At 60.5% G+C, this 24701-nt stretch carries 26 protein-coding genes and 1 pseudogene; 16 read left to right on the forward strand and 11 right to left on the reverse strand.

Annotated features, from left to right (window positions below):
* Window positions 1-80: 80 nt before the first annotated feature.
* The 6 genes from AAEQ75_RS00980 to AAEQ75_RS01005 all read right to left on the reverse strand — a co-directional run bounded on the left by AAEQ75_RS00980 (window position 81) and on the right by AAEQ75_RS01005 (window position 6257).
* Complete coding sequence (locus AAEQ75_RS00980) at window positions 81-1448, reverse strand: GntP family permease (protein ID WP_343350612.1); 1368 nt, start codon at window positions 1446-1448, stop codon at window positions 81-83.
* Window positions 1449-1633: 185 nt separating this feature from the next.
* On the reverse strand, window positions 1634-2764 hold the full coding sequence (locus tag AAEQ75_RS00985; protein ID WP_343350613.1) for a sugar diacid recognition domain-containing protein: 1131 nt from the start codon (window positions 2762-2764) through the stop codon (window positions 1634-1636).
* Between the two features lie 100 nt (window positions 2765-2864).
* The gene (locus tag AAEQ75_RS00990) at window positions 2865-3383 is read right to left on the reverse strand and encodes a ProQ/FinO family protein (RefSeq protein ID WP_106732964.1); all 519 of its coding nucleotides are present in this window, start codon (window positions 3381-3383) and stop codon (window positions 2865-2867) included.
* A 104-nt stretch (window positions 3384-3487) separates the two neighbouring features.
* Window positions 3488-4135, reverse strand: a complete 648-nt coding sequence (gene pdxH / locus AAEQ75_RS00995) for a pyridoxamine 5'-phosphate oxidase (RefSeq protein WP_099522075.1) — start codon at window positions 4133-4135, stop codon at window positions 3488-3490.
* An 80-nt stretch (window positions 4136-4215) separates the two neighbouring features.
* Window positions 4216-4869, reverse strand: a complete 654-nt coding sequence (locus tag AAEQ75_RS01000; protein ID WP_099522076.1) for an OmpA family protein — start codon at window positions 4867-4869, stop codon at window positions 4216-4218.
* 242 nt (window positions 4870-5111) lie between these two features.
* On the reverse strand, window positions 5112-6257 hold the full coding sequence (locus tag AAEQ75_RS01005; protein WP_343352483.1) for a serine hydrolase domain-containing protein: 1146 nt from the start codon (window positions 6255-6257) through the stop codon (window positions 5112-5114).
* 220 nt (window positions 6258-6477) lie between these two features.
* On the opposite strand from AAEQ75_RS01005, the gene mbhE reads away from it, so the two are divergent.
* Genes mbhE through mnhG form a run of 6 tightly spaced genes read left to right on the forward strand, consistent with a single transcriptional unit; the run spans window position 6478 to window position 12238 of the window.
* A complete protein-coding gene (gene mbhE / locus AAEQ75_RS01010) occupies window positions 6478-9198 on the forward strand; it encodes a hydrogen gas-evolving membrane-bound hydrogenase subunit E (RefSeq protein ID WP_343350614.1) in 2721 nt (906 codons plus the stop codon).
* The gene (locus tag AAEQ75_RS01015; protein ID WP_017677807.1) at window positions 9198-9602 is read left to right on the forward strand and encodes a Na+/H+ antiporter subunit C; all 405 of its coding nucleotides are present in this window, start codon (window positions 9198-9200) and stop codon (window positions 9600-9602) included. The genes mbhE and AAEQ75_RS01015 overlap by 1 nt, the downstream gene beginning before the upstream one ends.
* Window positions 9599-11095, forward strand: coding sequence for a proton-conducting transporter membrane subunit (locus AAEQ75_RS01020; RefSeq protein WP_343350615.1), 1497 nt, complete (start codon window positions 9599-9601; stop codon window positions 11093-11095). Before AAEQ75_RS01015 ends, AAEQ75_RS01020 begins: the two co-directional genes overlap by 4 nt.
* A complete protein-coding gene (locus AAEQ75_RS01025; RefSeq protein ID WP_296232972.1) occupies window positions 11095-11592 on the forward strand; it encodes a Na+/H+ antiporter subunit E in 498 nt (165 codons plus the stop codon). The genes AAEQ75_RS01020 and AAEQ75_RS01025 overlap by 1 nt, the downstream gene beginning before the upstream one ends.
* Complete coding sequence (locus tag AAEQ75_RS01030; protein ID WP_004423813.1) at window positions 11589-11900, forward strand: monovalent cation/H+ antiporter complex subunit F; 312 nt, start codon at window positions 11589-11591, stop codon at window positions 11898-11900. Before AAEQ75_RS01025 ends, AAEQ75_RS01030 begins: the two co-directional genes overlap by 4 nt.
* On the forward strand, window positions 11897-12238 hold the full coding sequence (gene mnhG, locus AAEQ75_RS01035) for a monovalent cation/H(+) antiporter subunit G (RefSeq protein WP_004423812.1): 342 nt from the start codon (window positions 11897-11899) through the stop codon (window positions 12236-12238). Before AAEQ75_RS01030 ends, mnhG begins: the two co-directional genes overlap by 4 nt.
* A 5-nt stretch (window positions 12239-12243) precedes the next feature.
* Here mnhG and dinG read toward each other — a convergent pair whose 3' ends face one another.
* Entirely contained in the window at window positions 12244-14388 is a 2145-nt protein-coding gene (gene dinG / locus AAEQ75_RS01040; protein WP_296232977.1) for an ATP-dependent DNA helicase DinG, read from the reverse strand.
* A 140-nt stretch (window positions 14389-14528) separates the two neighbouring features.
* Here dinG and AAEQ75_RS01045 point away from each other — a divergent pair, with 140 nt between their 5' ends.
* Window positions 14529-14993: a CopD family protein gene (locus AAEQ75_RS01045; protein ID WP_256834942.1), complete on the forward strand. Its 465-nt coding sequence runs from the start codon at window positions 14529-14531 to the stop codon at window positions 14991-14993.
* A gap of 49 nt (window positions 14994-15042) precedes the next feature.
* Here AAEQ75_RS01045 and AAEQ75_RS01050 read toward each other — a convergent pair whose 3' ends face one another.
* The 3 genes and pseudogenes from AAEQ75_RS01050 to AAEQ75_RS01060 all read right to left on the reverse strand — a co-directional run.
* Window positions 15043-15804 (reverse strand): hypothetical protein, encoded by a 762-nt coding sequence (locus AAEQ75_RS01050; RefSeq protein WP_099522085.1) that lies wholly within the window; start codon window positions 15802-15804, stop codon window positions 15043-15045.
* Complete coding sequence (locus AAEQ75_RS01055; protein WP_279921424.1) at window positions 15797-16099, reverse strand: DUF1145 domain-containing protein; 303 nt, start codon at window positions 16097-16099, stop codon at window positions 15797-15799. The genes AAEQ75_RS01050 and AAEQ75_RS01055 overlap by 8 nt, the downstream gene beginning before the upstream one ends.
* 291 nt (window positions 16100-16390) lie before the next feature.
* Window positions 16391-16744: pseudogene (locus AAEQ75_RS01060) on the reverse strand (OmpA family protein); the annotation flags it as partial.
* Window positions 16745-17183: 439 nt separating this feature from the next.
* On the opposite strand from AAEQ75_RS01060, the gene AAEQ75_RS01065 reads away from it, so the two are divergent.
* The 6 genes from AAEQ75_RS01065 (at window position 17184) to AAEQ75_RS01085 (ending at window position 21255) form a co-directional block, all read left to right on the forward strand.
* Window positions 17184-17681 carry a DUF6231 family protein gene (locus AAEQ75_RS01065; protein ID WP_343350620.1) on the forward strand — a complete coding sequence of 166 codons (498 nt, stop codon included), beginning with the start codon at window positions 17184-17186 and terminating at the stop codon, window positions 17679-17681.
* Between the two features lie 227 nt (window positions 17682-17908).
* Window positions 17909-19192 carry a site-specific integrase gene (locus AAEQ75_RS01070; protein ID WP_343350622.1) on the forward strand — a complete coding sequence of 428 codons (1284 nt, stop codon included), beginning with the start codon at window positions 17909-17911 and terminating at the stop codon, window positions 19190-19192.
* Between the two features lie 52 nt (window positions 19193-19244).
* Window positions 19245-19637, forward strand: coding sequence for a hypothetical protein (locus AAEQ75_RS01075; RefSeq protein WP_343350623.1), 393 nt, complete (start codon window positions 19245-19247; stop codon window positions 19635-19637).
* A 53-nt stretch (window positions 19638-19690) separates the two neighbouring features.
* Window positions 19691-20203, forward strand: coding sequence for a BRO-N domain-containing protein (locus AAEQ75_RS21860; protein ID WP_430523436.1), 513 nt, complete (start codon window positions 19691-19693; stop codon window positions 20201-20203).
* Window positions 20130-20765 (forward strand): hypothetical protein, encoded by a 636-nt coding sequence (locus AAEQ75_RS01080; protein ID WP_343350624.1) that lies wholly within the window; start codon window positions 20130-20132, stop codon window positions 20763-20765. The genes AAEQ75_RS21860 and AAEQ75_RS01080 overlap by 74 nt, the downstream gene beginning before the upstream one ends.
* A gap of 160 nt (window positions 20766-20925) precedes the next feature.
* The gene (locus AAEQ75_RS01085; RefSeq protein WP_343350625.1) at window positions 20926-21255 is read left to right on the forward strand and encodes a hypothetical protein; all 330 of its coding nucleotides are present in this window, start codon (window positions 20926-20928) and stop codon (window positions 21253-21255) included.
* Window positions 21256-21400: 145 nt separating this feature from the next.
* On the opposite strand, the gene AAEQ75_RS01090 is transcribed toward AAEQ75_RS01085, so the two are convergent.
* Entirely contained in the window at window positions 21401-22132 is a 732-nt protein-coding gene (locus AAEQ75_RS01090; protein ID WP_343350627.1) for a hypothetical protein, read from the reverse strand.
* Window positions 22133-22285: 153 nt separating this feature from the next.
* Between AAEQ75_RS01090 and AAEQ75_RS01095 the strand changes: the two genes are divergently transcribed.
* The 3 genes from AAEQ75_RS01095 (at window position 22286) to AAEQ75_RS01105 (ending at window position 24632) form a co-directional block, all read left to right on the forward strand.
* Window positions 22286-22651, forward strand: a complete 366-nt coding sequence (locus AAEQ75_RS01095; protein WP_343350628.1) for a hypothetical protein — start codon at window positions 22286-22288, stop codon at window positions 22649-22651.
* 617 nt (window positions 22652-23268) lie between these two features.
* Complete coding sequence (locus AAEQ75_RS01100; protein WP_343350629.1) at window positions 23269-23739, forward strand: Rha family transcriptional regulator; 471 nt, start codon at window positions 23269-23271, stop codon at window positions 23737-23739.
* A 389-nt stretch (window positions 23740-24128) separates the two neighbouring features.
* Window positions 24129-24632: a YchJ family protein gene (locus AAEQ75_RS01105; RefSeq protein ID WP_343350631.1), complete on the forward strand. Its 504-nt coding sequence runs from the start codon at window positions 24129-24131 to the stop codon at window positions 24630-24632.
* Window positions 24633-24701 lie beyond the last annotated feature (69 nt).

Below are 24701 nucleotides of genomic sequence, written 5' to 3' on the forward strand. Positions count from 1 at the left end.
CTGTAAATGAGCATTTTGAGCCTGTTTTTAACTCAGCAATGGCAACGCAGGTAGTTTTTGAACGGTCTGTTAAAGCGGGATTACAGCAAAACCAGACTCAGCAGCCAGACAGCGGCCATACCGGCGATACCCTGGATCAGGGTCGCCATGGTTTGGGCACGGTAAGCGGTCGCCACTTTCATGCGGCTGAACTGGGTGACGACCCAGAAGAAACTGTCGTTGGCGTGGGAAACGGTCATCGCACCCGCACCAATGGCCATCACCGTCAGCACGCGGCCCATCTCGCTGTCGAGGCCCAGGTTGCCCAGCAGAGGCGCAACCATCGCCGAAGTGGTGACCAGCGCGACGGTGGAGGAGCCTTGGGCACTCTTCAGCGCAGCAGCCACCAGGAACGGCATGAACAAGCCGATACCCAGTGCCGACAGGGTGTCGCCCAAGTAGCCGGTCAGCGCGGTGGCCTTGAGGATGGCACCGAAGGCACCACCGGCACCGGTGATCAGCAAAATCGGCGCCGCCTCTTTCAGGCCATGAGCGACGTAGTCATGGAACTGCTGACGCTTGCCTTCGCCCTTGAGCAGCGAGCACGCCAACACCAGACCGACCAGCAGCGCGGCAACCGGCTGACCGAGGAAACTCAGCACATCGAAGAAAACGCCAGTGCCGAAGGGCTTGCTCGGGAAAGCAGCGACCGAGCCCAGGCAGATCAGGATGATCGGCACGAAGATCGGCGAGAACGCCTGCCAGGCGCTGGGCAGCTTGCCGTAGCGAGCGCGCAGTGCATCAAAATCGACGTTATCGGCGAGCAGCTCGCTTGGCGCTTCTTCCAGCAAGTCGTGATCGTTCTGCTTGAGGAAACGGTTAGCCCACAGCATACCGGCCACGGCGGTGATCGCAGCGACAAGCAGACCGACCAGGATCACCAGACCAAGCGAGGTTTCCAGGCCCAGGTTGCCGGCGGCAGCGATCGGGCCGGGTGTTGGCGGCACGAAGGTATGGGTGGCATACAGGCCGGTAGCCAGGGCCACGCTCATGGCCACCACGGACACCTTCATGCGTGCAGCCAGGGCATTCTTCAGCGAGTTGAGAATGACGTAGCCGGAGTCGCAGAACACCGGAATCGATACCAGGTAACCGATGATCGACATGGTCAGGGTGGGGAAACGCTGGCCCAGCAGACGAATCACCGTCTCGGCCATGGTAATGGCGGCGCCGCTGCGCTCGAGGATCACGCCAATGATGGTACCGAGAACGATGACGATGCCGATGTAACCGAGAATGCCGCCGAAGCCGGCAGTCATGGTCTTGATGATTTCGCCGCTAGGCAGCTGATAGGCAAAGCCGGCGATCAGCGCAGCAGCCAGCAATGCCAGGAAGGGGTGCAATTTCAAACGGGTAGTGGACAGCACGATGAATGCAATCAGTGCCACCAGGATCAGGACCAGGCCCATGACCAGTCTCCTCATTGTTGTTATGGCGGGCGCAAGGCCCGGATGGGAATGCCGACAGGCGCCACATTGTGGCTCAGCCTGCACCAGCATCGCCCTGTGCGCCAGCACCAAAACAACAAGAGCTGAGTGCAATTGGCTGTGCAATCGCACAAAGCCAGCACCCCGTATTCACCAGCGAAGATGAATTACCGAACGCTCAACGGCGCTGTCGCGGCAGGCTCCAGCAAGCCCAGCCCCAAAGATAGCTGCAGGCGCTGATCCAGCCGATTGAGATCCAGACCACTGAGTTCGGCGATGCGCTCCAGGCGGTAGCGCAACGTATTGCGATGAATGCCCAACTCCTGTGCACAGGTTTGCACCTGGCCGTCATGCGCGCACCAGGCTTCCAGCGTGGCCCTTAGCGTGCCTTGCGGGTCCTGCATCAGCACCTGCCGCAACGGCGCCAGCCAGCCCTGCAGTAACCAGCTGTGGCGCTGGGCATAGAGCAGCGTCGGCAGGCGCAATTCGTCCAGGCGTAGCAGGCGACGATCGGGAAAGCGCGCTTGGCCATAGGCCTGAAGATCGCGCAGGACCAGGCTGGCCTGGCGCAGCTCGGTCAGATCATGCAGCGGATCGCTGAGCGCCAGCGACCCTACCCCCCACTCGCGCTCGTCAGCCTGCTGGAGCCAGGCACGATCATCACGGGTGGCGTTGTAGGGCCGGCACCAGAGCAGTTCATGGCGCCCGAGCGGCGCCACCAGATGTTCACTCTTGCCCCCCAATGCGGCGAGCAGACGCGCCTGACGCGGCAGCGGATCGCCCTCACCATCGAGTTGCAGCAGACACATCTGTCGTGGCCAGGTCAGTTGCAGGCCCAGACGTTCGGCATCGACCTCGAGACTGGACAGACGCAGCATGGGATCGAGCAACTGTCGCAACCAGGCCTCCTGCTGGTGCCGCTGCCAATGCCGCTCGGCTTGTAGCACGCGATGCTCGACCAACATTTCCGCTGCCATGCGCACCAGTTCGGCATAGGGCCGCACGATCTCGGGGTCGCCCGTGATACCGAGCACGCCAATCAGGCGCTCGGCATGCAGCAACGGCAGATTGACACCTGGCTTGACACCTCGCAGGCACGCCGCCGCCTGAGCGTCGATCTCCACCACGCGACAATTGGCCAGCACCAATTGCGCCCCCTCATGACGGGTGTGCAGCCGGCTGGGGTCACCGCTGCCGATGATCATGCCCTGGGCATCCATCACATTGATGTTGTGCGGCAGGATGGCCATGGCGCGGTCGACAATGTGCTGCGCCAGGGTAGAGTCGAGTTCGAGCATGAAAAACGGCCTCGCGAATGAGGCCGTCATTGTAGGCGCGCCAGCGACGCTTCACGAGGTATCCCTCGCAGCGCCGGCAAAACCTTCAGCTAGCCAGGATTTACTCCGCAGCAGGTGCTGCAGCGCTCTCCACGGCCTTGTCGTCCGCTGGAGCTTTCGCCTTGGCCTGATTGCGCCGAGCTTCGGCACGGTGCCGCCTGGCCTGCTGCTTGGCATGCAGCGCCTGCGCCGCCGTCACCATACCAACGGGCTGGCCTTGCAGATCCAGACGCGGTGCATTTTCGGTCATGGCAGCCCAGTAACGACCACCGCGGCACCAGGCGGCAATACCCGCTTTGAGCTGCTCAACGGTGATACCGAGCAACTGCAGATGTTGCTCGGCGTCCTTGAGAATGCCTTCCTTCAACGGCACCTTGGGCGCCGGATTGACCGGGAAGGCCAAGGGGAAGTGCTTCTGCAAGCGCCAGATCGCCTCGACGGTAGGATCCTGCTCACGCGCCTTACCTTTGGGCGGCTGCTTGCGTTTTTGCGGCTTCGCGCTTTCGGTCTTTACCTGCTGTACCTGCTGCTTCTCGGCGCGCAGGCGGTCACGTAGCTCGGCTAATTGTTCAAAACCCATCGTTCGGTTCGCAGCGTCCTGGTTGGTTCGTGGCGCAAGGGTATCTTATGTGCTCGTTTCGTACAGCCTTATTGGCGAACAGCATGCTCGACGGTAGCTGATGGTCAGGGCGCCAACCGCTCACGAATCCAGGCTTCACCCTTGAACCGATAGTTGAGGCGGTCATGCAGGCGGCTTGGCCTGCCCTGCCAGAATTCGATGCGCTCGGGCAGCAGGCGGTAGCCGCCCCAGTGCGGTGGACAGTGTGGCGTCTGGTTGAGGAAGCGTCTTTCGGTTTCCGCCAGCAGGTTTTCCAGCTCGGCGCGGTCGCGAATCACCTTGCTCTGCGGCGAAGCCCAGGCGCCGATGCGGCTGCCCAGCGGGCGTACCTGGAAGTAGCCGTCAGATTCGGCCGGGGTGACCTGCTCGACGCGGCCTTCGATGCGCACCTGGCGCTCCAGGCTGGGCCAGAAGAAGGTCATGGCGGCGAACGGGCGCGCCGCGAGCTGGCGGCCCTTGGCGCTGTCGTAGTTGCTGAAGAAGGTGAAGCCGCGTTCGTCGAGCCCCTTGAGCAGTAGCACCCGGCAGTGCGGGCGGCCATCTTCGTCGACAGTGGCCAGGGTCATGGCGTTGGGTTCGACCGGCAGTTGCTCGGTCTTGACCGCGTCATCGAACCACTGACGAAACAGGGCAAAGGGTTCCAACGGGGCCTGGGCTTCGCTCAGGCCATCGCGGGTATAGTCGCGGCGCATATCGGCCAGGGTTTGGGTCATGGCAATTCCTCAGGGCAGGGCCAGAAACCAATCCGTTGGATTCGAGTGCCTGCCCGCTCAGGGTGGAAATGCCCGCAAGCTTACTCCGACTTGCCCACTTTTCCTTGATCTGCAGCAGCTACCTTGGGTGCATCCTTGAGCTCCGCCTTGGCCGGTTGGCTGTACTTGGCGATCAGGCCCTGCATGGTGTCACGCGAGGTCAGGAGGATTTCCACACGGCGGTTGAGCGCACGGCCGGCCGCGCTGTCGTTTGCCGCACGGGGTGCGTCGGAGCCCAGGCCCATGACCTGCAGGCGATTCTGCTTGAGGCCGCTGAGACGAAAAATCGAGGTCACGGCACGCGCGCGCTGCTGACTAAGTTCGCGGTTCTTCGCATCGTCACCGCTGGTGTCGGCATGGCCGAGTACGACCACGGCGACATCCTCGTCGGCTTCCAACAGTTTGGCCACGCGAGTGATCGGGCCCAAGCTGACCGGCAGCAGCATCTGCGGGCGATCCGGATTGAACGAGCCCTGCACCGGAGCGGTGACCACCAGCAGGTTCTCGCGGCGTTCGAACTCGAAGTGGCTGCCCTTGACCGCTTCACGCAGTTTCGGCTCGTACTCGTCGAGCCAGGCGCGAGTCACTTGAGGCGGTGGCATCACTGCCGGCTTGGCGACTTCCTTCTTTTCCGAGCCGGCGCAGCCCGCGATCAGCAGGCAGCAGGTAAAGGCAAAAATCTTGTTGGCACGCATGTAGCCCCCGGGGTCAAACAGATCTAATGGTCGATTCGTTATCAGGCTGTTGAAAAACTACCTGTGTTGCCATTGCTGCGTTAAAAACAGGCTCGTGCGCGAGTCCGATCAAAATGCTCATTTACAACTCGTAAACTGCGCTTTTTCGCCTGTTTTTGCCTTGCACTGGCTACCTCGCCTACGTTTTTCAACGGCCTGTTATGGTTGGTACTGAACGGTTGGCGCAAGTTTAGCCGTTTCAATCAGATACAGTCCGCAATCTGTCGCGCAAGTTTCTGCGCGCGGGGGTCCATCAAGACGAACGGTCCTAGATTGTTGGTAACGAAACCGAATGCCAGGTCTCGTTCCGGGTCGGCAAAACCGCTGGAGCCACCGGCGCCGGGATGGCCGAAGGCTTTTGCCCCCATGCCATAAGTGGCGTTGGCCACATCGGCTTGATCGAGCATGCAACCCAGGCCGAAACGCGTGCGGGTCAGCAAGGTCTTGTCGTCACCGACACTGTGCTCACGGGTCATTTCACCCAGCAGCTCGGCATCGAGCAGGCCGCCGTCGAGCAGACCGGCATAGAAGCCCGCCAGGCTGCGCGCGTTGCCGTGACCATTCGCGGCCGGCTGCTGCATGCGCCGCCACTCCGGCTTGTTGGTACTGGTCATGATCGACGGCGGGTTGGTGAACGAGCGCGTGCTCATGGCTTGGGCGTCACTCATCATCACCTTGAGCAGACGCTGCGCTGCAGCGTCGCCAAGATTGCCCTTGCCGCGAGCGATATGGGCGACGCGATCAAATTCACTGTCAGCCAGGCCGACGTGGAAATCCAGCTCCAGCGGCTTGGCGATGCGCGCAGCGATGCTCTCGCCAGGGCCACGGCCTTCGACACGGCGAATCAGCTCACCGATGAGCCAACCATAGGTAATCGGCGCGTAGCCATGACCATCACCCAGCGGCCACCAAGGCTCTTCAGCCGCCAGCGCATTAGTCATGGTCTGCCAGTCGTATAGCGCCTCGGCGGGCAGTGCCTGGCGCAACGCCGGCAAGCCGGCCTGGTGGCAGAGCAGGTGACGCACGCTGATACGCTGCTTGCCGGCGGCGGCGAACTCAGGCCAGTAGCGCGCCACCGGTGCATCCAGGTCGAGCTTGCCCTCACCCACCAGTTGCAGGGCCACCACAGCAGCGAAGGGCTTGGTGCAGGAGAACAGATTGGCGATGGTGTCGCTGTGCCAGGCCTGCTGGCCGTCCTTGTCCATGACCCCGGCCCACAGGTCGACCACGGTTTCCCCGCCGACCTTCACGCACAGGGCCGCGCCCCGTTCCTGTGTGTCCTCGAACAGAGCGGCAAATGCGTCCCTCACCGCTTCGAAGCGCAAGTCGAAATAGCCCTGAATCTGCACGCTGCTCTCCTGTTTCACCGCTTATCTCAATACTGCCAATGATGGCAGCCACCCATCATGCAATGTTCTGAAACTTCATAAAATAGCGATGTTCGATTGGTTTTTCCTATGATGAAACAAATGCGGCCTGATATGACCAATACGCCCTGAATAGCGCAGCTAAGGTGCGTACGTAGTCGTCAGGCCGCCTTGGATTCGACGCTCGGCACAGGAGAAACGAGTGCTCTACCTACTGTCCCTGATCGCCCTGGCTGCCATCATGGCACCCGGCCTGACGCGCCTGTTGGGTGCTCGCACAGGTTGGCTGCTGATGGTGGCGCCGCTGGCGGCCTTCGTCTGGTTCGTCCAACAGATTCCGCTGATCGCCGACGGTGGCGCGGTGATGCAGAGCCTGAGCTGGATTCCGGCACTGGGCATCAACCTGAGCCTGCGCCTGGACGGCCTCTCGCTGGTTTTTGCCCTCTTGATCAGCGGCATCGGCAGCCTGATCGTGCTCTACGCCGGCAGCTACCTGTCCAGTCATGTCCACCTCGGTCGCTTTCACGCCTACCTGCTGGTGTTCATGCTGGCGATGCTCGGCCTGGTGCTGGCCGACGACCTCGTGGCGATGTTCGTATTCTGGGAGCTGACCAGTATCGCCTCCTTCCTGTTGATCAGCTTCCAACATGAAAAGGCCGTCTCGCGCCGGGCGGCGCTGCAGGCGCTGCTGATCACCGGCGGCGGCGGACTGGCCCTGCTGGCGGGCCTGATCCTGCTCGGCGGCGCCACCGGTAATTGGCAATTCTCCAGCCTCAGCGTCGAGCAGATCGAAGGCCATGTGCTGCTGCCGGCGATCATCGCCCTGGTGCTGCTGGGCTGCTTCACCAAGTCGGCGCAGGTGCCCTTCCACCTGTGGCTGCCCAACGCGATGAACGCACCGACGCCAGTGTCGGCCTACCTGCACTCGGCAACCATGGTAAAAGCCGGCATCTATCTGCTGGCCCGCCTCAACCCGGTGCTCGGCGGCTCCGTCGGCTGGGGCACGCTGCTGATTACCTTCGGCGCGGCCACTGCCGTGCTCGGCGCCTTCCTGGCCTTCCGCCAGACCGACCTCAAGCGCTTGCTGGCGTACACCACGGTCACCGTGCTGGGCCAGCTGACCATGCTGATCGGCACCAACACCAGCTATGGCCTGCAGGCGTTCGTGCTCTATCTGGTGGCGCACTCTCTCTATAAAGGCGCACTGTTCATGGCAGTCGGCGCCATCGACCACGCCACCGGCACCCGTGAACTGGCACGCCTTGGCGGCCTGATCCTCTTCATGCCACTGACGGGTGCGGCGGTGGCCCTGGCGGCGTTTTCCAACGCCGGTCTGCCGCCTTTCTTCGGTTTCATCGCCAAGGAGTTCAAGTACACCGGTCTGATCGAGATGGGTCATATCGGCTGGGCGGTGACGCTGGTGATGATCCTTACCAACGCCCTGCTATTTGCCGCTGCCGGCCTGGTCTTCCTGCAGACGTTCCTCGGCAAGCGTGGCGACTACCCACGCACGCCGCATGAAGTTGGCCTGCCGATGTGGCTGGGGCCGATGCTGCTGGCTATCGGTGGTTTCCTGCTCGGTGCCTGGAATGCCTGGCCGGAAACCTGGCTGGTGAATAATGCGGTACAGGCCGTGGCACGTGGCCCGGTGGATGTGCACCTGTATCTGTGGGGCGGCATCACCCCGGCGCTTGTGGCCAGCTTGCTGACTGTGTCGCTGGGCGTGCTGTTCTATGTGATGCGCGACCGAGTGCGACAAGTGCTCGATCGCGCCAACGCGGCCTGGAACGTCAGCGGCGACCTGATCTGGGATCGCCTGCTCAAGCGCGTATTCCATTTCGCTGGGTTGCTCGCCGCGCGCTTTCAGCATGGCTCGTTGCGCCAGCATCTGGTGCTGCTGGCCCTGGCAGTCGGCGGCCTCTTGGCGGTTGGCCTGTTGCCTGCTCTGCCGCAACTGCTGCGGGGCAGCTACAGCCCCATCTCACCGCTGGGCTTGGCCGGTTGCCTGTTGGCTCTGGCTGGTGGCGTGGCAGCAGCCTTCCTGCCTGGCCGACTGACCTTGCTGGCGGCGTTGGGTGCTTGCGGTCTGGGTCTGGCGCTGGTGTTCGTCTCGGTCAATGCACCGGACGTGGCGATGACCCAGCTGATGGTGGAAACCCTCAGCCTGATCTTCCTCGCCCTGGCGTTTCGCAAGATGCCCACAGTGCCACCCAGCGGCGCACGCGCACCGTGGAAGCGACGCCTGCATGCCAGCGTGGCGATTCTCTTCGGCCTCAGCGTGACCGGCGCCCTGCTGCTGGCGGTAAGCCTGCCACTGCCAGGTGAAATCGCCCAGTGGTATCAGGCCAACAGCTTGCCGGGTGGCCACGGGCACAACGTGGTCAACGTGATCCTGGTGGACTTCCGCGCCTTCGATACCCTGGGCGAAATCCTCGTGGTCGCCCTCTCCGCCCTGGCTGCGGCCAGCCTGCTGGGCACAGGCCGGCGCTTCGGTAACGAGCATAGCGGTGAAGATGCCTTCACCTCGCCGCTGCTACGCCAAGGCCTGCGCCCGCTGGCCTGGTTGATGATGGCCGCGTCGCTGCTGGTGCTGTGGCGCGGTCACAACCTGCCCGGCGGAGGTTTCATTGGCGGCTTGGTGGCGGCCTGCGGCCTGATCCTGCTGGTGCTGACCTACGGCCACGGGCAGATTCGCCAGGTGCTGCCCGTTGCGCCTGCGCAGCTGATCGGTATCGGCCTGGGTTGTGCGGCGGGCGCCGGCATTCTTGGCCTGATCGCAGGCAGCGCCTTTCTTACCGGCCTGTGGACCTTCCCCGGCGGGCTGCCGCTGGGTACGCCCTTGCTCTTCGATATCGGCGTTTTCCTCACCGTGTTCGGCTCCGCCCTGCACATGATCGACAAGCTCACGGGAGTTCGCCAGTAATGGAATGGCTAGCCGCAATTACTACCGGAGGCCTGGCGGGTCTGGGCCTGTGGATGCTCCTGGATCGCAACCTCAAGCGCGTCGTGCTGGGCGTGGTGGTCCTGGGTAATGCAATCAACCTGGGGGTTCTCACCGCTGGGCGCTTCTTCGGCGAACGCCCGGCATTCGTCGAGGCTGGCAACGCAGTCAGCACCGCCAACCCGTTGCCGCAGGCGCTGGTACTGACCGCTATCGTCATCGGTTTCAGCCTGTTCATCTTCGCCCTGGCGCTGCTCAAGCGCACCCGCGAACTGCATGGCGACAAGACCACCGACTCGGTCAGCTCGATCACCGAGCAACCGGCACCGGACTGGCACGACAGCGAGCATGAACACGACGCCCATGGCGCGGAGGCTCGCCGATGAATCACGCGTTACTCGTTGCACCGATTCTCATCCCCCTGTGCAGCCTGCTGCTGGCGATCATCCTGCGCCGCCACCTGCTGGCCGTGCGCGTGCTCAGCCTGAGCGGCGCCGCCCTGCTGCTGGCCGTCGGCCTGGTGCTGGTCTGGCAGGCCGCGCAAGGCGTGGTGCTCAGCGGTCAGGTGGGCAACTGGGAGGCTCCGTTCGGCATCAGCCTGGTGATCGACCGATTGTCGGCGGTGATGATCGCCATCAGCGCCCTAGTGGCGCTAGTCACCCTGCTCTATGGCGTGGCCAAGGACAACGACAGCAAGATCGGCCGCGACTTCCACCTGTTCATCCAGGGGCTGCTGACCGGTATCTGCGGCGCCTTCATTACCGCTGACATCTTCAACCTGTACGTCTGGTTCGAGGTGCTGCTGATCGCCTCCTTCGCCCTGATGGCGCTTGGCGGTGGCAGCCGCCGGCTGGCCGGCAGCATGACCTACGTGGCCCTGAACCTGTTCGCCACACTGATCTTCCTGCTCTCCGCCGGCCTGGTCTACGGCGCCAGCGGCACGCTGAACATGGGCGAGCTGGCGGTGATCATGCGCAGTGGTGAGGCGCCAGCGGGGGTGACGCCGGCACTGCTGCTGATGCTGCTGTCGTTCGCCATCAAGGCTGCGCTGTTCCCGGTGTTCGGTTGGCTGCCGGCGACCTATCACGTCGCCCTGACAGCCGTTTCGGCGATGTTCGCAGGACTCTTGACCAAGGTCGGCGTATACGCGCTGATTCGCCTGGTGACCCTGCTCTGGCCGGAGCATGGCCTGCCGCATCAACTGCTGCTGTGGGTCGCCTGCGCCACCATGCTGGTGGGTGTGCTCGGTGCGGCGGCGCAGACCGAGGTGCGGCGCATCCTGTCGTTCCACATTGTCAGCCAGGTTGGCTACATGATCCTCGGCCTTGCCCTGGCCACCCCGCTGGCGCTGGCCGGCGCGGTGTTCTATCTGATCCACCATATCGTGGTGAAGGCCAACCTGTTCTTCATCGGCGGCCTGGCGGCGCGCATCTGTGGCTCCGAGCGGCTGGCCGACATGGGCGGGCTATATAAGCGCATGCCCTGGCTGGCGCTGCTGTTCGCCATTCCGGCGCTGTCGCTCGCGGGCATTCCACCGCTGTCCGGTTTCTGGGCCAAGTTCCTGCTGGTCAAGGCCAGCCTGGATGCCGCTGCCTGGTGGGCGGCGGGTATTGCCCTGCTGACCGGCGTATTCACCCTGCTGTCGATGAACAAGATCTGGAACGAAGCCTTTCTCAAGCCCCATCCAGGAGGTGAAGAAGCGCTGCAAACGGTTACCGGCATACGCGCGGCCTGGCTGGGCATGAGTGCCCTGGCGCTGCTGACCGTGTTGATAGGCCTGGGCGCCGGTCCGCTGATCGACTATGCCGTGGCAGCCGCCGCGCAGCTCGCCGACCCGCAAGCCTATCTGCAACCCTTCACCGGCGCAGGAGGTATCTGATGCTGTTTGTCATCCATTTGCTGGCCAGCGCTGGCCTGGCATGGAGCCTCGGCGCCGGCCATCTGGGCGGCGGCCTGCTGGCCTTCGCCCTGTTGTACCTGATCGCCCGCCTGCTGGGGTTGGCCTTCCGGCGCCTTGGTCGTTACGCACGCAGCCTGGAACATGGCGTGAGTTTCTGCCTGTGGTTCATCGCCCAGGTATTTCTCGCGACCTACCACGTCGCCATTCTGGTGCTGGCGCGCCGGGTCGACGTGGAACCAGCAGTGCTTGCCTACCCGGTGACCCGCCGCGAAGTGGACAAGGTCACCCTGCTCGGCACGCTGCTGACTCTGACCCCCGGCACCCTGGCCCTGGATTATGACGAGGAGCAAGGCCTGCTCTATATCCACGCACTCGATGCACGTCGCCGTGAAGACGTGACCGAAACCCTCATCGAGCTGGAACGCCGCCTGTTGGCCTGGCTCGATGCCGGCAAAGCCGAAGGAGTAACGCCATGACCCTGCACCTGGCCGGCGCCGCCTGGGTATTGCCCTTGGCTGCAGCCATGCTCGCACTGAGCGGTTTGATCAGCCTCTATCGCCTGCTGCGCGGCCCGAGCCGCCCGGATCGGGCGGTGGCCATCGATGCCCTCACCCTGCTGGCGGTCGCCGCCATGGCACTGCTGTGTCTGATGCGCGGCGAGGCGCTGTTCATCGACGTCGCCGTGCTGCTGGCACTGGTGTCGTTTCTCGGTACGGCAGCCTTTGCCTTCCTGTTCGACGATGCCCACAGCCAGATGCCGGAAAAAAGCGAGGAACGCCCATGAACGAAGTACAGGCCTGGCTGGCCTCGCTGTTGGTGCTGAGCGGCGCGGTGATCTCTCTGCTTGGTGCGATTGGCGTGCTGCGCCTGCCCGACAGCTACAGCCGCATGCACGCCGCGAGCAAGGCCGGCGTGCTCGGCGCCGTCCTGTTACTTGGCGCAGTGGCTCTGGCCAGCAGTGGCGAGCTGGCCCTGGAGGCCTTTATCGGCCTGCTGATTCTGCTGGCCAGCGCACCGCTGGCCGCTCACGCCATCGCCCGCGCCGCGCACCGCGCCGGCATTCGGCCGACGCTGGGGCGGTTGGGCGATGAGCTGGAGCAACGCAACAGGGGCGGTGAATAAGTCAGTCAGTCGATCTGCCGACGGAATGGCGGCAACGCATTGAGAATGGCCTTGCCGTAGCGCTGGGTAACCACACGCCGATCCAGCAGGGTGATGGTGCCGCGGTCGGCCTCGGTGCGCAGCAGGCGACCGCAAGCCTGTACCAGGCGCAGCGAAGCGTCCGGCACGGCGATTTCCATGAACGGATTGCCACCGCGCGCCTCGATCCACTCGGCCAGCGCCGCCTCCACCGGATCATCCGGCACGGCAAAGGGTATCTTGGCGATCACCACGTGCTCGCAGTAGGCACCCGGCAGGTCGACACCTTCGGCGAAACTGGCAAGGCCAAACAGCACGCTTTCCTCACCTGAATCGACGCGTGCCTTGTGCTTGTTCAGGGTCTCCTGTTTGGACAGGTTGCCCTGAATGAACACCCGTTTGCGCCAGTCACGATCCAGGCCATCGAACACGTCCTGCATCTGCTTGCGTGAGGAGAACAGCACCAGCGTTCCGCGACTGCCCGCCACCAGGTCTGGCAGCTCGCGAATAATCGCTGCCGTATGCACTGCAGCCTCGCGCGGGTCGGCCTTGAGATCAGGCACACGCAGCAGGCCGGCATCGGCATGATGGAAGGGGCTCGGCACGATGGCGGCGACCGCCACCTTGGGCAGGCCCGCACGCATGCGATAGCGGTCGAAGGTGCCCAGCGCGGTCAGCGTCGCGGACGTCACCAGGCAGCCATGGGCGACATTCCACAGGTTACGGCGCAGCGTCTCGGCGGCCAGGATCGGGCTGGCGTTGACCTCGATATCGAACAGTGCTCCGCTCTCGGCCAGAGTCAACCAGCGCGCCATCGGCGGGCTTTCTTCAGGGTCTTCGGCGGTGAAAGCCAGCCACAGCTCCCAGTTGCCCTTGGCGCGCGCCATCAGGCTGCCGAACAGCGGGTACCACTCCTCGGCCTGGTGGCTGGCGATGCCCACGGCGCCCTCGCCATCCATAGCCTCCTTGAGCAGCTCGGTAACCCCGGTGAACAGGTCGTTGAGCTTGGAAAAGCCCTTCTTCAACTCCAGCCCCAACTCGGTCAGGTGCTCCGGCACCACGCCGCCGACGAAGCGGTGACGCGGGCGTTCGCGCCCTTCCATGTCCTCGCCGGCCTTGAAGTCGGCAATCTCTTCACAAACAGTGAACATGAATTGCTGCTGGGTCTTCAGCTCGCGGGCCAGCTCCGGCACCTGTTCGATCAGCCGGCCGAGATCCCCCGGCAACGGGTTCTGCGCCAGCAGCTTGGTCAGGTTCTTGTCGATCTGGGTCAGCCAGTCGGCGGTCGAGCGCAAGCGGGTGAAGTGAGCGAAATGGCCGATGGCCTTGTCCGGCAGGTGATGGCCTTCGTCGAATACGTAGATGGTTTCACGCGGGTCGGGCAACACTGCGCCACCGCCGAGGGCCAGATCGGCCAGCACCATGTCGTGGTTGGTGACGATCACATCGACCTTGCCCATGCCCTCGCGCGCCTTGTAGAAGGCGCACTGTTGAAAGTTCGGGCAATGCCGATTGGTGCATTGGCTGTGGTCGGTGGTCAGCTGCGCCCAGCGCACGTCCTCCAGCTCCTCCGGCCAGCTGTCGCGGTCGCCGTCCCATTTGTTGCCGGCGAGCTTTTCGATCATCGCGGTGAACAGCTTCTGGCCCTGTTCATCCACATCGATGCGAAAACCTTCTTCCTCGAACAACTGCGCGGTAGCGCTCTGCGCGGCGCCATCCTGCAGCAGGTGATCAAGCTTGGACAGGCACAGGTAACGGCCACGCCCCTTGGCCAGGGCGAAGCTGAAGTTCAGGCCGCTATTGCGCAAAAGGTCGGGCAGATCCTTGTGCACGATCTGCTCCTGCAGCGCTACGGTGGCGGTGGCAATCACCAGACGCTTGCCGGCGGCCTTGGCCGTGGGAATGGTGGCCAGGCTGTAAGCCACCGTCTTGCCGGTACCGGTGCCCGCCTCGACCGCCACCACGGCAGGATCACCCAGACGCTTGCCCTCGTCATCGGTCTTGATGGTGCCGAGCACCTTGGCGATCTCGGCGATCATCAGCCGCTGGCCGTAACGCGGTTTGAGCGATTTGGCCTCGAGAAAGCGCGAATAGGCGCCCTGGATCTGGGACTTGAGTTCGGTACTGAGCATGGATTCTGAAACGAAAAAGGCTGGATAAATTTTCAGTATTCGCGGAGCGGTCGCTATCATAGCGCGCCTGTCGATCTGGCGCAGACTCGCGTGCCAATCGAATCAACCAAGCTGCCAAACGGACCCTCTGGAGATACCGCATGACACCTTACGCACCGCTCTATGCGCTACACCTGCTGGCCGCCGTCGTCTGGGTCGGCGGCATGTTCTTCGCCTGGATGATTCTGCGCCCGGCAGCTGTGGAAACACTGGAGCCGCCAGCACGCCTGCGCCTGTGGCTGAGTGTGTTCAAACGCTTCTTCGTCTGGGTCTGGCTGGCGGTACTGATCTTGCCTGTGACCGGCATGGGCATGCTGCACATGGGCTACAGCGGCTTCGAAGCAGCGCCGCGCTATGTACACATCATGATGGGCTTGTACCTGGTGATGCTCGCCCTGTTCCTGCGTATTCAAGCACTGCAGCTACCGGAGCTGCGGCGCGCCGTGGAAGCCGAGAATTGGCCGGCAGGCGGCGAGGTGCTGGGGCGAATTCGCAGGATCGTAGGCAGCAATCTGTTGATCGGACTGGCACTGATGACGCTGGTGGCCATGCGGCCGTCATTCTGATCGATGACGCAGCCCTCGCTGACAATGAGCGAACGAGGGCTGGGTCGGGTCAGAAACGAAACACCTGCACGGCGCCACTGCGACCTGCAGCGCCTTCGCGCCCAGGCTGACCGGGCTTGCCATCGGCTGCACCCTCTACGCCATAGACCAGGCAACCCTTGGCGGCCCCGCCACGGCCGGGGCGCCCCGCCGATCCGGCTACACCACCCGCGCCGCCATCTAGCAGCACCTGCATGCGCTCGACCTCGACTTGGTGCGGCACTTCCAGAACCACATTGCCGCCCGGCGCGCCATCATGACCATCGGTACCGTCCTGGCCATCGTAGCCTGCGCTGGCCTGGCCCCAGGTACAACCACCCGGCTGCCCATGCGCGCCATCGAGCCCGGCATAACCCGGTCTGCCTTGCCCACCTCGTACATCCAGAGTCAGCGATTCGAATGTCAGCTTGTGCAGCTTGAGCTTGATCTCCCGCCCAGGAGTGGCCGGCCGGGTGTACGTACCAGCGGCGCCCTTGGCACTGATCCAGGCGCCCGGGCCGATATCGGCATCCTCAACCACCAGACGCAGTGGCTGATCGCTGGGCGCTACGCCAATACGTGCGTCGCGGCCCATCAGCAACTCGCCGATATGCAGCTCGGTCACCGTCGCAGGAATCATCAGGGTGGCCTGATCCGCCACCTCCAGTCGCTCAAGCTGCAGACTGCTGCTGGCGACCGGTAAGCGCATCAAGGTATTGGAAGGCACCTTGACCTGCGTAGCAGCAAGTGAAGTACCCGCGAACAGGCAGAGCAACAGCGTGAAACTACGCATGAGTAGCCTCCTCAAACGCTGCTGCCATGCATTCGGATTTGTGCTCTACCTTCAGCGGGTAGAGGTGGAAAATGCCGAACAGCAGGACCTGCAGACGATCCAGCCAGGGGCTAGCGCGACCGGACAGGAGGTCTGAAAACAGCCACAGTTGCACGCCATGCAGCAACGCAAGAAAGGCCGCGAGCACATAGACGAGTTGTTCGAACGGGGTACCGAAACGCTTGGCCAGCGCCGCCCCGAATACCAGCCAGAAGGCCAAGGCCAGTGCCTTGCCCATCGTCAACAATGTTTTCATCCCCGCCCTCTTGCGCAGCTATTTTCTAATTAGCGCTGCACGTTACCCCCTCGCAACAATGACCACCAGAGCGACGAATATTTTTTAACGACTTTGTTTATCACCCGCGAACGCCAGAGTGCCGCGCTGCATCGGTCATGAGCGCGGCTCACTATCAGCAAGTAAGTGCACGCACAAGGAAGATTCCGCGCAAGCCGCGGTCAGCGGCAGATTCCACACAAGAAAAGGCCCGACCGATGAAAATCGGCCGGGCCTTTTCGGGTGACGCCTTATCCGGTTGAGCGAAGCGCCTTACGGCTGAGCTTCGACCTCGGCTTCTACGCGACGGTTGATGGCACGGCCATCAGCAGTGGCGTTGTCGGCAACCGGGCGGCTCTCGCCATAGCCCACCGCCTGCACACGGCCGGACTCGACACCGTACTGGTTGACCAGAACGTCGCGAACGGCGCTGGCGCGGCGCTCGGACAGACCCTGGTTGTAAGCATCGCTGCCCACGGAGTCGGTGTGACCTTCAACCACAGTGCTGGTCTGCGGATACTGTTTCATGAAGTCGGCCAGGGCTTTGATATCGCCGTAGCTTTCCTGTTTGACCTGAGCCTTGTCGAAGTCGAACTTGACGTCCAGTTCGACACGAACGGCTTCGGCCGGCTCGGCAACGGCAACCTCCTCGACAACGACTTCCTCGACAACGGCAACCTGCTGCGCTTCAGCACCGTGTACCCAGCAATAGGCTGCGGCCATACCGGCACCCACCAGCGCACCACCACCTGCCCAGGTAGAACTTTCGATTGCCCCTAACGCCGCACCACCCACACCGCCTACAGCTGCGCAGGTGGGCCAGTCGGTTTTCTGCAAGCCGGCACAGCCGGTCAGCAGGGTACTAGCCAGAATCAGGGGTACTGCGTTCCTTGTGATACTCATACTTTAGGTCTCCAATGTTCATCGGCCCATAACCGACTCGATAGTAGTAAAGACAGGAGTTGTACAATCCGCCAGCTATAGCAGCTTCTGCGGATAATTTTCTCTCACTCTAGGCCTGATACCGACACCACGTTAGTCTTTGCAGACTTTTCGAGGAAGTTCGATGACCGCCAGCCTTAGCACCCGTACTCCACAGCAAGCCATTGCGGCACTGCTTGCCCGCTATACCCCCGAGAAACTGCTGTTGCTCGGGGCAAGCGAACTACCCGCAGTCAGCGCCTTTCAAAGCGCCCACCCGCAGTGTCAGGTCACCACCGCACCTGCTGCCCCCCTGGCGCCTGAACTGGCCGCACAGCGCTTCGACCTGGCAATTCTGGTCGACTGTCTGGAGCACTTACCCAAACGCGATGGACTGCAACTACTGGGCGGCATCCGCAATCTCAATGCCAGCCGGGTCGCCGTATTGCTCGACCTGAAGGCATGTGGTTGGCAGGAAACCGATCTTTTCGCCCTGGCTTTGCAAGCCAGTGAGCAGTTCCAGCGCGAGGGACAGACCCTGCATCTGTTCACCTATGATCTGCTTGATTACAAGCAAGTTCCCGACTGGTTGAACGCAAAGTTCTGGGCCAACCCGGAAATGTTTGGGAAGTACTGGTGGTAAACCCATGAATATCAAGGGCTTACCTCACTATGAACACCATCCAAGCTATGCCAGAGCAGGGCCAAGTGTCACCAGCCTGTCACCAGCCTTGTCACCAGCGCCCCTTTCAGGCGCTCTCTGTGTGGCACTACAGACGCTCAGGCATCTACTACCTCAGGGTTCGCCCTCGGGGCTGCTCTGCCCGTAGTCTCACCATCTCTCTCCGTTCCACCGATAGGCCAACCGCTATGCAGTTCTCCAAGGACATCCTCAAGACACTGGCTGTCTTCCACCTCGACCGCCCTGAGGCTTCGTGGGAGGACCTCAAGGAGCGCCTAAAGGAGATCGCTGAGGACGCCCTACAGGGCCATAGCGAGGACTCACGGGGCCTCTACATGGAGCTTTACGACCAGATGAGCAACCACCTCGCTGAGGCTGCCTCGGTTGGTCAGTTCAATGTGAGCCAGCAACGGGCCATAGGTACGGGCCAACGAGTGCTCAGGGCTGCTCAGGAAAGGCTGGATGGACGCCCGCAGGAACTCACGGCCATCATTGGGGAGCTATCTTGTAGCACGCCAGTGGCCCCTTCCCTGTCCCTATCTGTATTACCATCCAATGACCCGCTAACCTTCGAGGGCCTCTCTGAGATGTTCCTGAAGGAACGCCAAGGCAACGTATCAGACAAGACTCATGGCACCGTAACGTCGAACTGTAGGACCCTCTCAGGGCTTCTCGGAGACCTCGACATCAGGACCCACACTCGGGCAGACATGGTGGCGCTCAAAGAGAAAGTCGTGGAGGGCCGGAAGCCTCTGACCATCAACAAGCTCCTGGGTCAGCTATCCACGGTCATGGACTGGGCTGTGAACAATGGTCTTATTGAGCGCTCATTCGACAAGGGCCTGAAGATCGAGCGAGGCGCCGAGAGTGACCGCAAGCCGTTCTCTCGGGATCAGATAGCAACCGTTATGGCCCATGCCAATGGTCTGCCAGCGAACGATTGGAAACGCTGGGCAATATCGCTGGGGGTCCTCACGGGGCTTCGCATTGGGGAGCTTTACCAGCTCACTCAGGAGGACGTGAAGCAGGTGGATGGCATCACCGTCATCGACATCAACAAGGATGAGAGCAGCGGCAAGACCCTGAAGAATGACTTCTCCATTCGACAAGTCCCGCTGGTCGATGGGGCCTATGGGTTCTCCCTCGCAGCCTTCCTTGAGTGGGTCGTATCGGAACCCGGTAGGCTGTTCAAGCAGAAGGAACACTACTTCAACAAGCCTCTCAATGAGGCTCTCAGAAATCCTCTGGGGCTGAAGGCTGGCAGTGACTTGTCATTCCACTCGTTGCGACACTCCATCTCCGGGCTAATGTTGGCCGCTGTGACTCCCGACACCATCATGCAGGCCGTCACTGGGCATAGCGGGGGGAACATCACCAAGGACCTCTATGCGAGGACCCAGAGGCTGCCCGTAGGGGTGGTCCATGAGGCGCTCGTGAAGGCGTTCTCACTTGTGAAGGACCATTCAGCATGACATTGAAGTGGCACATAGCTATCATCGACGCCAACTTGAAAGGAGTCTGTCCATGCGTTTTGCGTCCTCTATTTGTCTTGTTGCGAGTGTTGTTCTATCGGGCTGTTCGAGCCACTCATCTAACCTGCAAGTGGGCAATGACCAGTCCTATGCAAGTTTGAGCGACCAGCGTGAAGCAGTACGCTCGATTAAGGTCACACAATCAGTGCCCTCGAATGCTGAAGTTATCGACATCGTATCGGCTGGTCGGTGTCACAGAAGTTTTGTCGAGCAAGCACCGAGCGAGTCCACGGTACTTACTGATTTGAAGATCGCAGCATATGCCAAGGGCGCCGATGGGATCGCGGATGTATCAATCGAAAAAAGCTCTGGCCTGAATCGTAATTGCTGGTATGTGCTCGGTGGAACTGCAAAGGCTTACTTGGTTCCCCAAAAGACTCAGTAGTTGTTCAGCGGTCTACCGCTTGCCGGTAGGCCATCTTTGAAAAGCGCAATTTCATGGGCATCGAGCTGGATGTCCTCGTGGGCCACCCTGAGCATGACCTGCTGTTCGTGGCGACTCAGGTGGCCCGAGCGGCTGGCTTGAAGTCACCACACTACGCCGCCAGTGTCTGTGCATCAACTGTGGGCCACGCTGGGGCAAGGATGGTGGGGTCTTTGGAAATCCCCAAGGGCATCAAACCGAAAGGAATGCAGGGGTCTACTTGGATTTTCCCAGAGAGCACCGTCTACCGGATGCTCATGAGAGGGTCTACGGAAAAAGCAAAGACCTTCCAAAAGTGGCTCGCTGAGGAAGTCCTCCCGACCATCCGCAAGACCGGCCAGTACAACGCTGCTGAGTCGAGCGACCCGATTGCCTTGGGCATCATGGATGCTGGTGACGCAAAACCCCTCACTATGGCTGCACGTTCGCAGCGGCCATCTGAGGACCACTTCCATGACCCTGCTCACCCAACCCGGACCACTACACCGCCACGTCGATCACGAAACCGGAACCATCCTCCACATTAACCCAATCTCTGGCGAGGTCATCCGCCGCAAGGATATGGTTCGACCCGCAAACCTCGAAGCTCAGTATCAGGCATGGGCCGCTGAGCGTCGTGCCGATGAGTCCCTCTTTAAGGACCACCAGAGAGCAGCCAAGGGCCTTGCCAGCGCGCCCGAAGGGGAACCCACCGAGACCCCAAGCGATGAATCCAAGCGAGGCCGTGGCCGTCCTAAGACCACCTTCGTCAATCCCGTCGCAGCCTACATGCACCTCCTTGCGGTTCCCGATCCGTTGTCATGGGTAGACGACATCATTACCGGGTCGATCATCACCAGTGCCGGAGTCACCAACGGGAAGATCAACGTCAAGGCCCGAGCGGTCATCGGTGCGTTGTTCCTTTCGGAGATCACTGCGGACGCCTGCAAGACCAATGAGTATTCCTTGAGAACCGCCCAGAGGATCGCCAAGGCTGCCCGACACGCTGCCCATGGGATCGTTTCGTATGTGGACAGGCACCCAAGCATCAAGGCTGAGATTGTGGCAGAGGTAGGCGCAGAGGCTCTATTTCGGGGCTTGGCGACTTAACGCCGGATATTATAAAGATCATCTCCGAGGCCATCGCTTCGCCTGATTGACCAGCTAATCGACCAGCCCAAGAGGGAGAGGGGTAATTGATATTACACCCCTCATCTCTCATTCATCTCAAAGGGCATCTTAAAGAACATCGCAAAGGAGACCTCCTACCATGTCGAACATCACCTGTCCAGCTAACTCACAACTCACCGATCAGGATATGCCTGTCTTGTCCATGGTCTTCCCTCGACCTGCTCGAATCCAGCTCATCGAGTTACGTCGAATCCTCAATGACCACCGTTCAAGCTTCAGGACCTATAAGGAAGGACAGGTCACTTTCAACATGGATGGTCTGGCCCAACGGGTCCTCGCTAAGTGTCCCGCGAAGACGCTCGACCGTTTGAACCAGCTACTTGAACAAGGGCTGTGTCTTCAAGCTATCGCCTCGACCCACTTGAGGATTCCATTGGGTAGCCCCGAAGGAATTTTGCTTACAGCTTGAAGACATCTGTCAAGACTGTCGCAAGTGCCTTCACTATGGCCAAAGCAGGAAGGTCGGCAACAAAAGTAATTTTCTTTGCCTTCTTTGCGCAGTCGACGCTACAGCCAAACTCAATGATGTCTTCAGGTCCGTCATATCCAGACTGTCATTTGCTGGAGTTAAGCATATCATTTAGTCGCTCAGTGCGGCGGGTAGCAGCATTCCCCTGCATGACTGAGTAATCTCTGAGCTTTAAATCCAAAATAAAACGACTATACCTAATGTGTTGATTTTTTTTGTTGTCAATCCATTTGGTACTGGCACTTGTAATGTAATCGCTAATTAATACGGAGCTGTAATGCAGGAGGTCGCTCCGTGATGGGGAGTCAGAAAAATATATGGATTTGTACTTTTCTTTCTTCATAAAGGTATTTTTAAGTATTGGGGCTATTGAAGCTCCGTACTTCTTTTTCAGATCGGCTTGAACCAGCTCGTATATTTCTTTTGTGTCGGAATAATTTTCTCCAACGTAATCAAAAAGTATTCGGTTGACCTCGTTATTCTCGTTTAAGCATACGGAGGTTTTTAAAATAACGGAGCCAATTTCTCTGTACTTTACAAATGGTAGGCTTTCGCATTCGGTTACGATACTTGCATCCATGCCCTTAATGGGTATTTCATAGCCTTCGGCGTTAAATTTTAAATAGTTTACTCCAAATACTTCCCCTTTTTCATCTTGGAGGTTTAGGTATCGAATCTTGGCCTGTTGTTTGATTTCGTTGACTTGCTTTTCTGTCCATCCATCATAGCCAGGTGCGTAGTGCGTGCACCCGCTTAATGCCATAGAGTGCGCGATTAAAACAAAGCTCGAAGCGAGGAGTTTTTTATGTAAATCCATTTAGGTCGATCTCGTGAGTTAAATGTGCGCTATCTGTTTGGTGTTAAGTATGGCATAAGGCCATTCCGTGGCGCCACCGAGACAAAGCCAACTTACAAGCAGGACATAACCGAAATATTGAAGATGGGCATTAGCCAGACTGTAGGGACCTCGTTGAGTGACTTCGTGATCCTGCTGCCAGTGTCTCTGGTGGCCGTGCTGGAGCGTGCTGCTCAACGGGCTGGTCTGGGTTCTATCGAGGAACTCATTGGCGCAGGCGTTCAGCCGTACAACGGCACCGACCATGGCATCTTCATGTTGCCCAAGCTGTTCACCAGCCTGAGCTACCGTGAGCGCCAAGACGGCAACATCTGGCGCATCGAGGCGATCCGCAACCCGAACGCCCAAGGCTGGGACATCGAGATCATGGCTCTGGTGGACATCATCGCCAATGGCATGGTCCGTGTGACGCTGACTGCTGATGGTCTCCAGACCGAGGCTGTGGCGTTCCCGTTGGTCACCAATGTGAAGCTGACCTAAGGGAATCCCTTAGATGCCCCGTAAGGCCAACCCTGAGAGGGACCGGCAGGGGCATGTTGGGGCCTTGCCGTCACTTCAGGCTGTGTCGTCGGTGTATTTCGGAGGGTGCAATAAGGCTTGTTGGATCACGCTGGGAACCGACTGCGGAGTAATGTTTTTGTTTTTGCAATAGTCAGAATTGATCCAGTCTGACAAGAGCTTTGCCCCCTTGCTGGCATTGCAAGAGACACAGCAAAGAGCAATGTTCTCCCTCGTGATGATTCTCGCGTCATTGGTGATGTGCTCCCACGAGGATTGGGACTTTCTTGTGCCACAAAAGCCGAACTCAATGCCGCAATAAACACAGCACACATCCCGCTTAATGATCTCTCTTTCTAAGCTGTCGGGTATGTTCCATTTGTTCATAGCCAATCATGTCCTGAGTTGATTGGGCATCAGTGTGCCACCACCGACTCACTCTCATCTGAAATTTTCTTGCCCGTCGCTGGGCACACCAACATCAACCGCAGAGTCTTTCTGTTTGCTTCTTCATGCCACCGTCCAGAACCCTTGTCGTGGGTCTCTGCGCTGGGCTGTGGGAGCGAACTTGAGGAAGCAAACAAAAGGAGAAACGACCAATGACCAACACAACAGCAACCATCTTCGAGAGCATCTCCAAGGCCGAAGCGGTTTCACCAACGACCCTCAACGGTCTGCCCGGTATGTCATCCTTGGAGATCGCAGAGATCACCGGCAAGCACCACCGTCACGTCCTTCGGGACATCTCCAAGATGCTCAGTGAGCTGGAGCTGGACGTGAACCCAAATCTGGGCGCACCTCAACACGTAGGCACCCAGTACCGAGATGTTCAAGGGAAGCTCCGTCCACTGACCATCCTCGACAAAGAGCTGACCTTTACGCTGCTCTCCCGGTATTCCTTCAAGTTGTCCAACATGATCGTCAAACGCTGGCTTGAGCTTGAAGGCTCTGGCTTTGAACGTGTGTCGGTACAGGCCGCTGTGGTTCACCTGATCGAGCGTGAGAAGGACAACTATCGAATCGCAATGAGGGACATCAGGGCCGCTGCAAGGCGTCTCAAGGCCCGCTGAGGCCATTACCCACCAATACAAGGAGAACCCCATGGACTACTTACAGGCCATCTTCTGGGCCTGTCTGGTCGTCCGTGTGGCCCTTTGGTTGTGGTCGCGTGGTCGCCGGTAGGTCCTTTGAGAATCTGACAGAAAAATCTGAATGACCACCTATTCAAACATTCCCGCGCAGGTTCCCCCGTGTGCCCTCGCAGGCAGGCGCATGGGCGCGATAAGGACCCCAGTTAATTCGCCCTTGCGGTCTCGCTGTCTGTCACCAACACTGTCACCAGCTTTGTCACCAAATTCCTTGAGGTCCTCTATGAAGCCCGCTACGCTTGGCCTGCCACCATGCCCCTCTCAGTTCTGGGCTAATCCACAAAACTTCGGCAAATACTGGTGGTAGAGCGATGAACCCAATCGATCCCAATTGCCCCTGCGGTAGCGGCAACCTGCTGAGCCAGTGCTGCGGTCGCTATCATGCGGGGGCCCACGCCCCCAGCGCGGAACTGCTGATGCGCTCGCGCTACACCGCTTATGTCCTGGGCCTGGTGGACTATCTGGTCGCCACCACTTTGCCTGCCCAGCAACAGGCGCTCGACCACGACGCGATGGCTGCCTGGAGTGCGCAGAGCACCTGGCTGGGCCTGGAAGTCGAAGGCAGCGAGGTATTCGGCGGCAAGCCGGAACACGCCCAGGTCACCTTCGTCGCCCGCTGGCACGATGACAACGGCGAACATCGTCACCGCGAATGCTCCGCTTTCGTTCAGGTGGACGGACGCTGGTTCTTTCTCGACCCGACGGCGCCACTGAAGGCCGGACGCAATGACCCGTGCCCCTGCCAGGGTGGGCAAAAGTTCAAGAAGTGCTGCAACAATGTACTCCTTTCTGCAATTGCCAAGACCCAGAGCTGACCAAAGCACAAGCCCAATGGTTGGTAACGTAACTAGGTAGAGAGCCTGCATAGTGGGCTTTGTCGCTTT

This window comes from Pseudomonas sediminis (assembly GCF_039555755.1).
Taxonomy (GTDB): domain Bacteria; phylum Pseudomonadota; class Gammaproteobacteria; order Pseudomonadales; family Pseudomonadaceae; genus Aquipseudomonas; species Aquipseudomonas mendocina_D.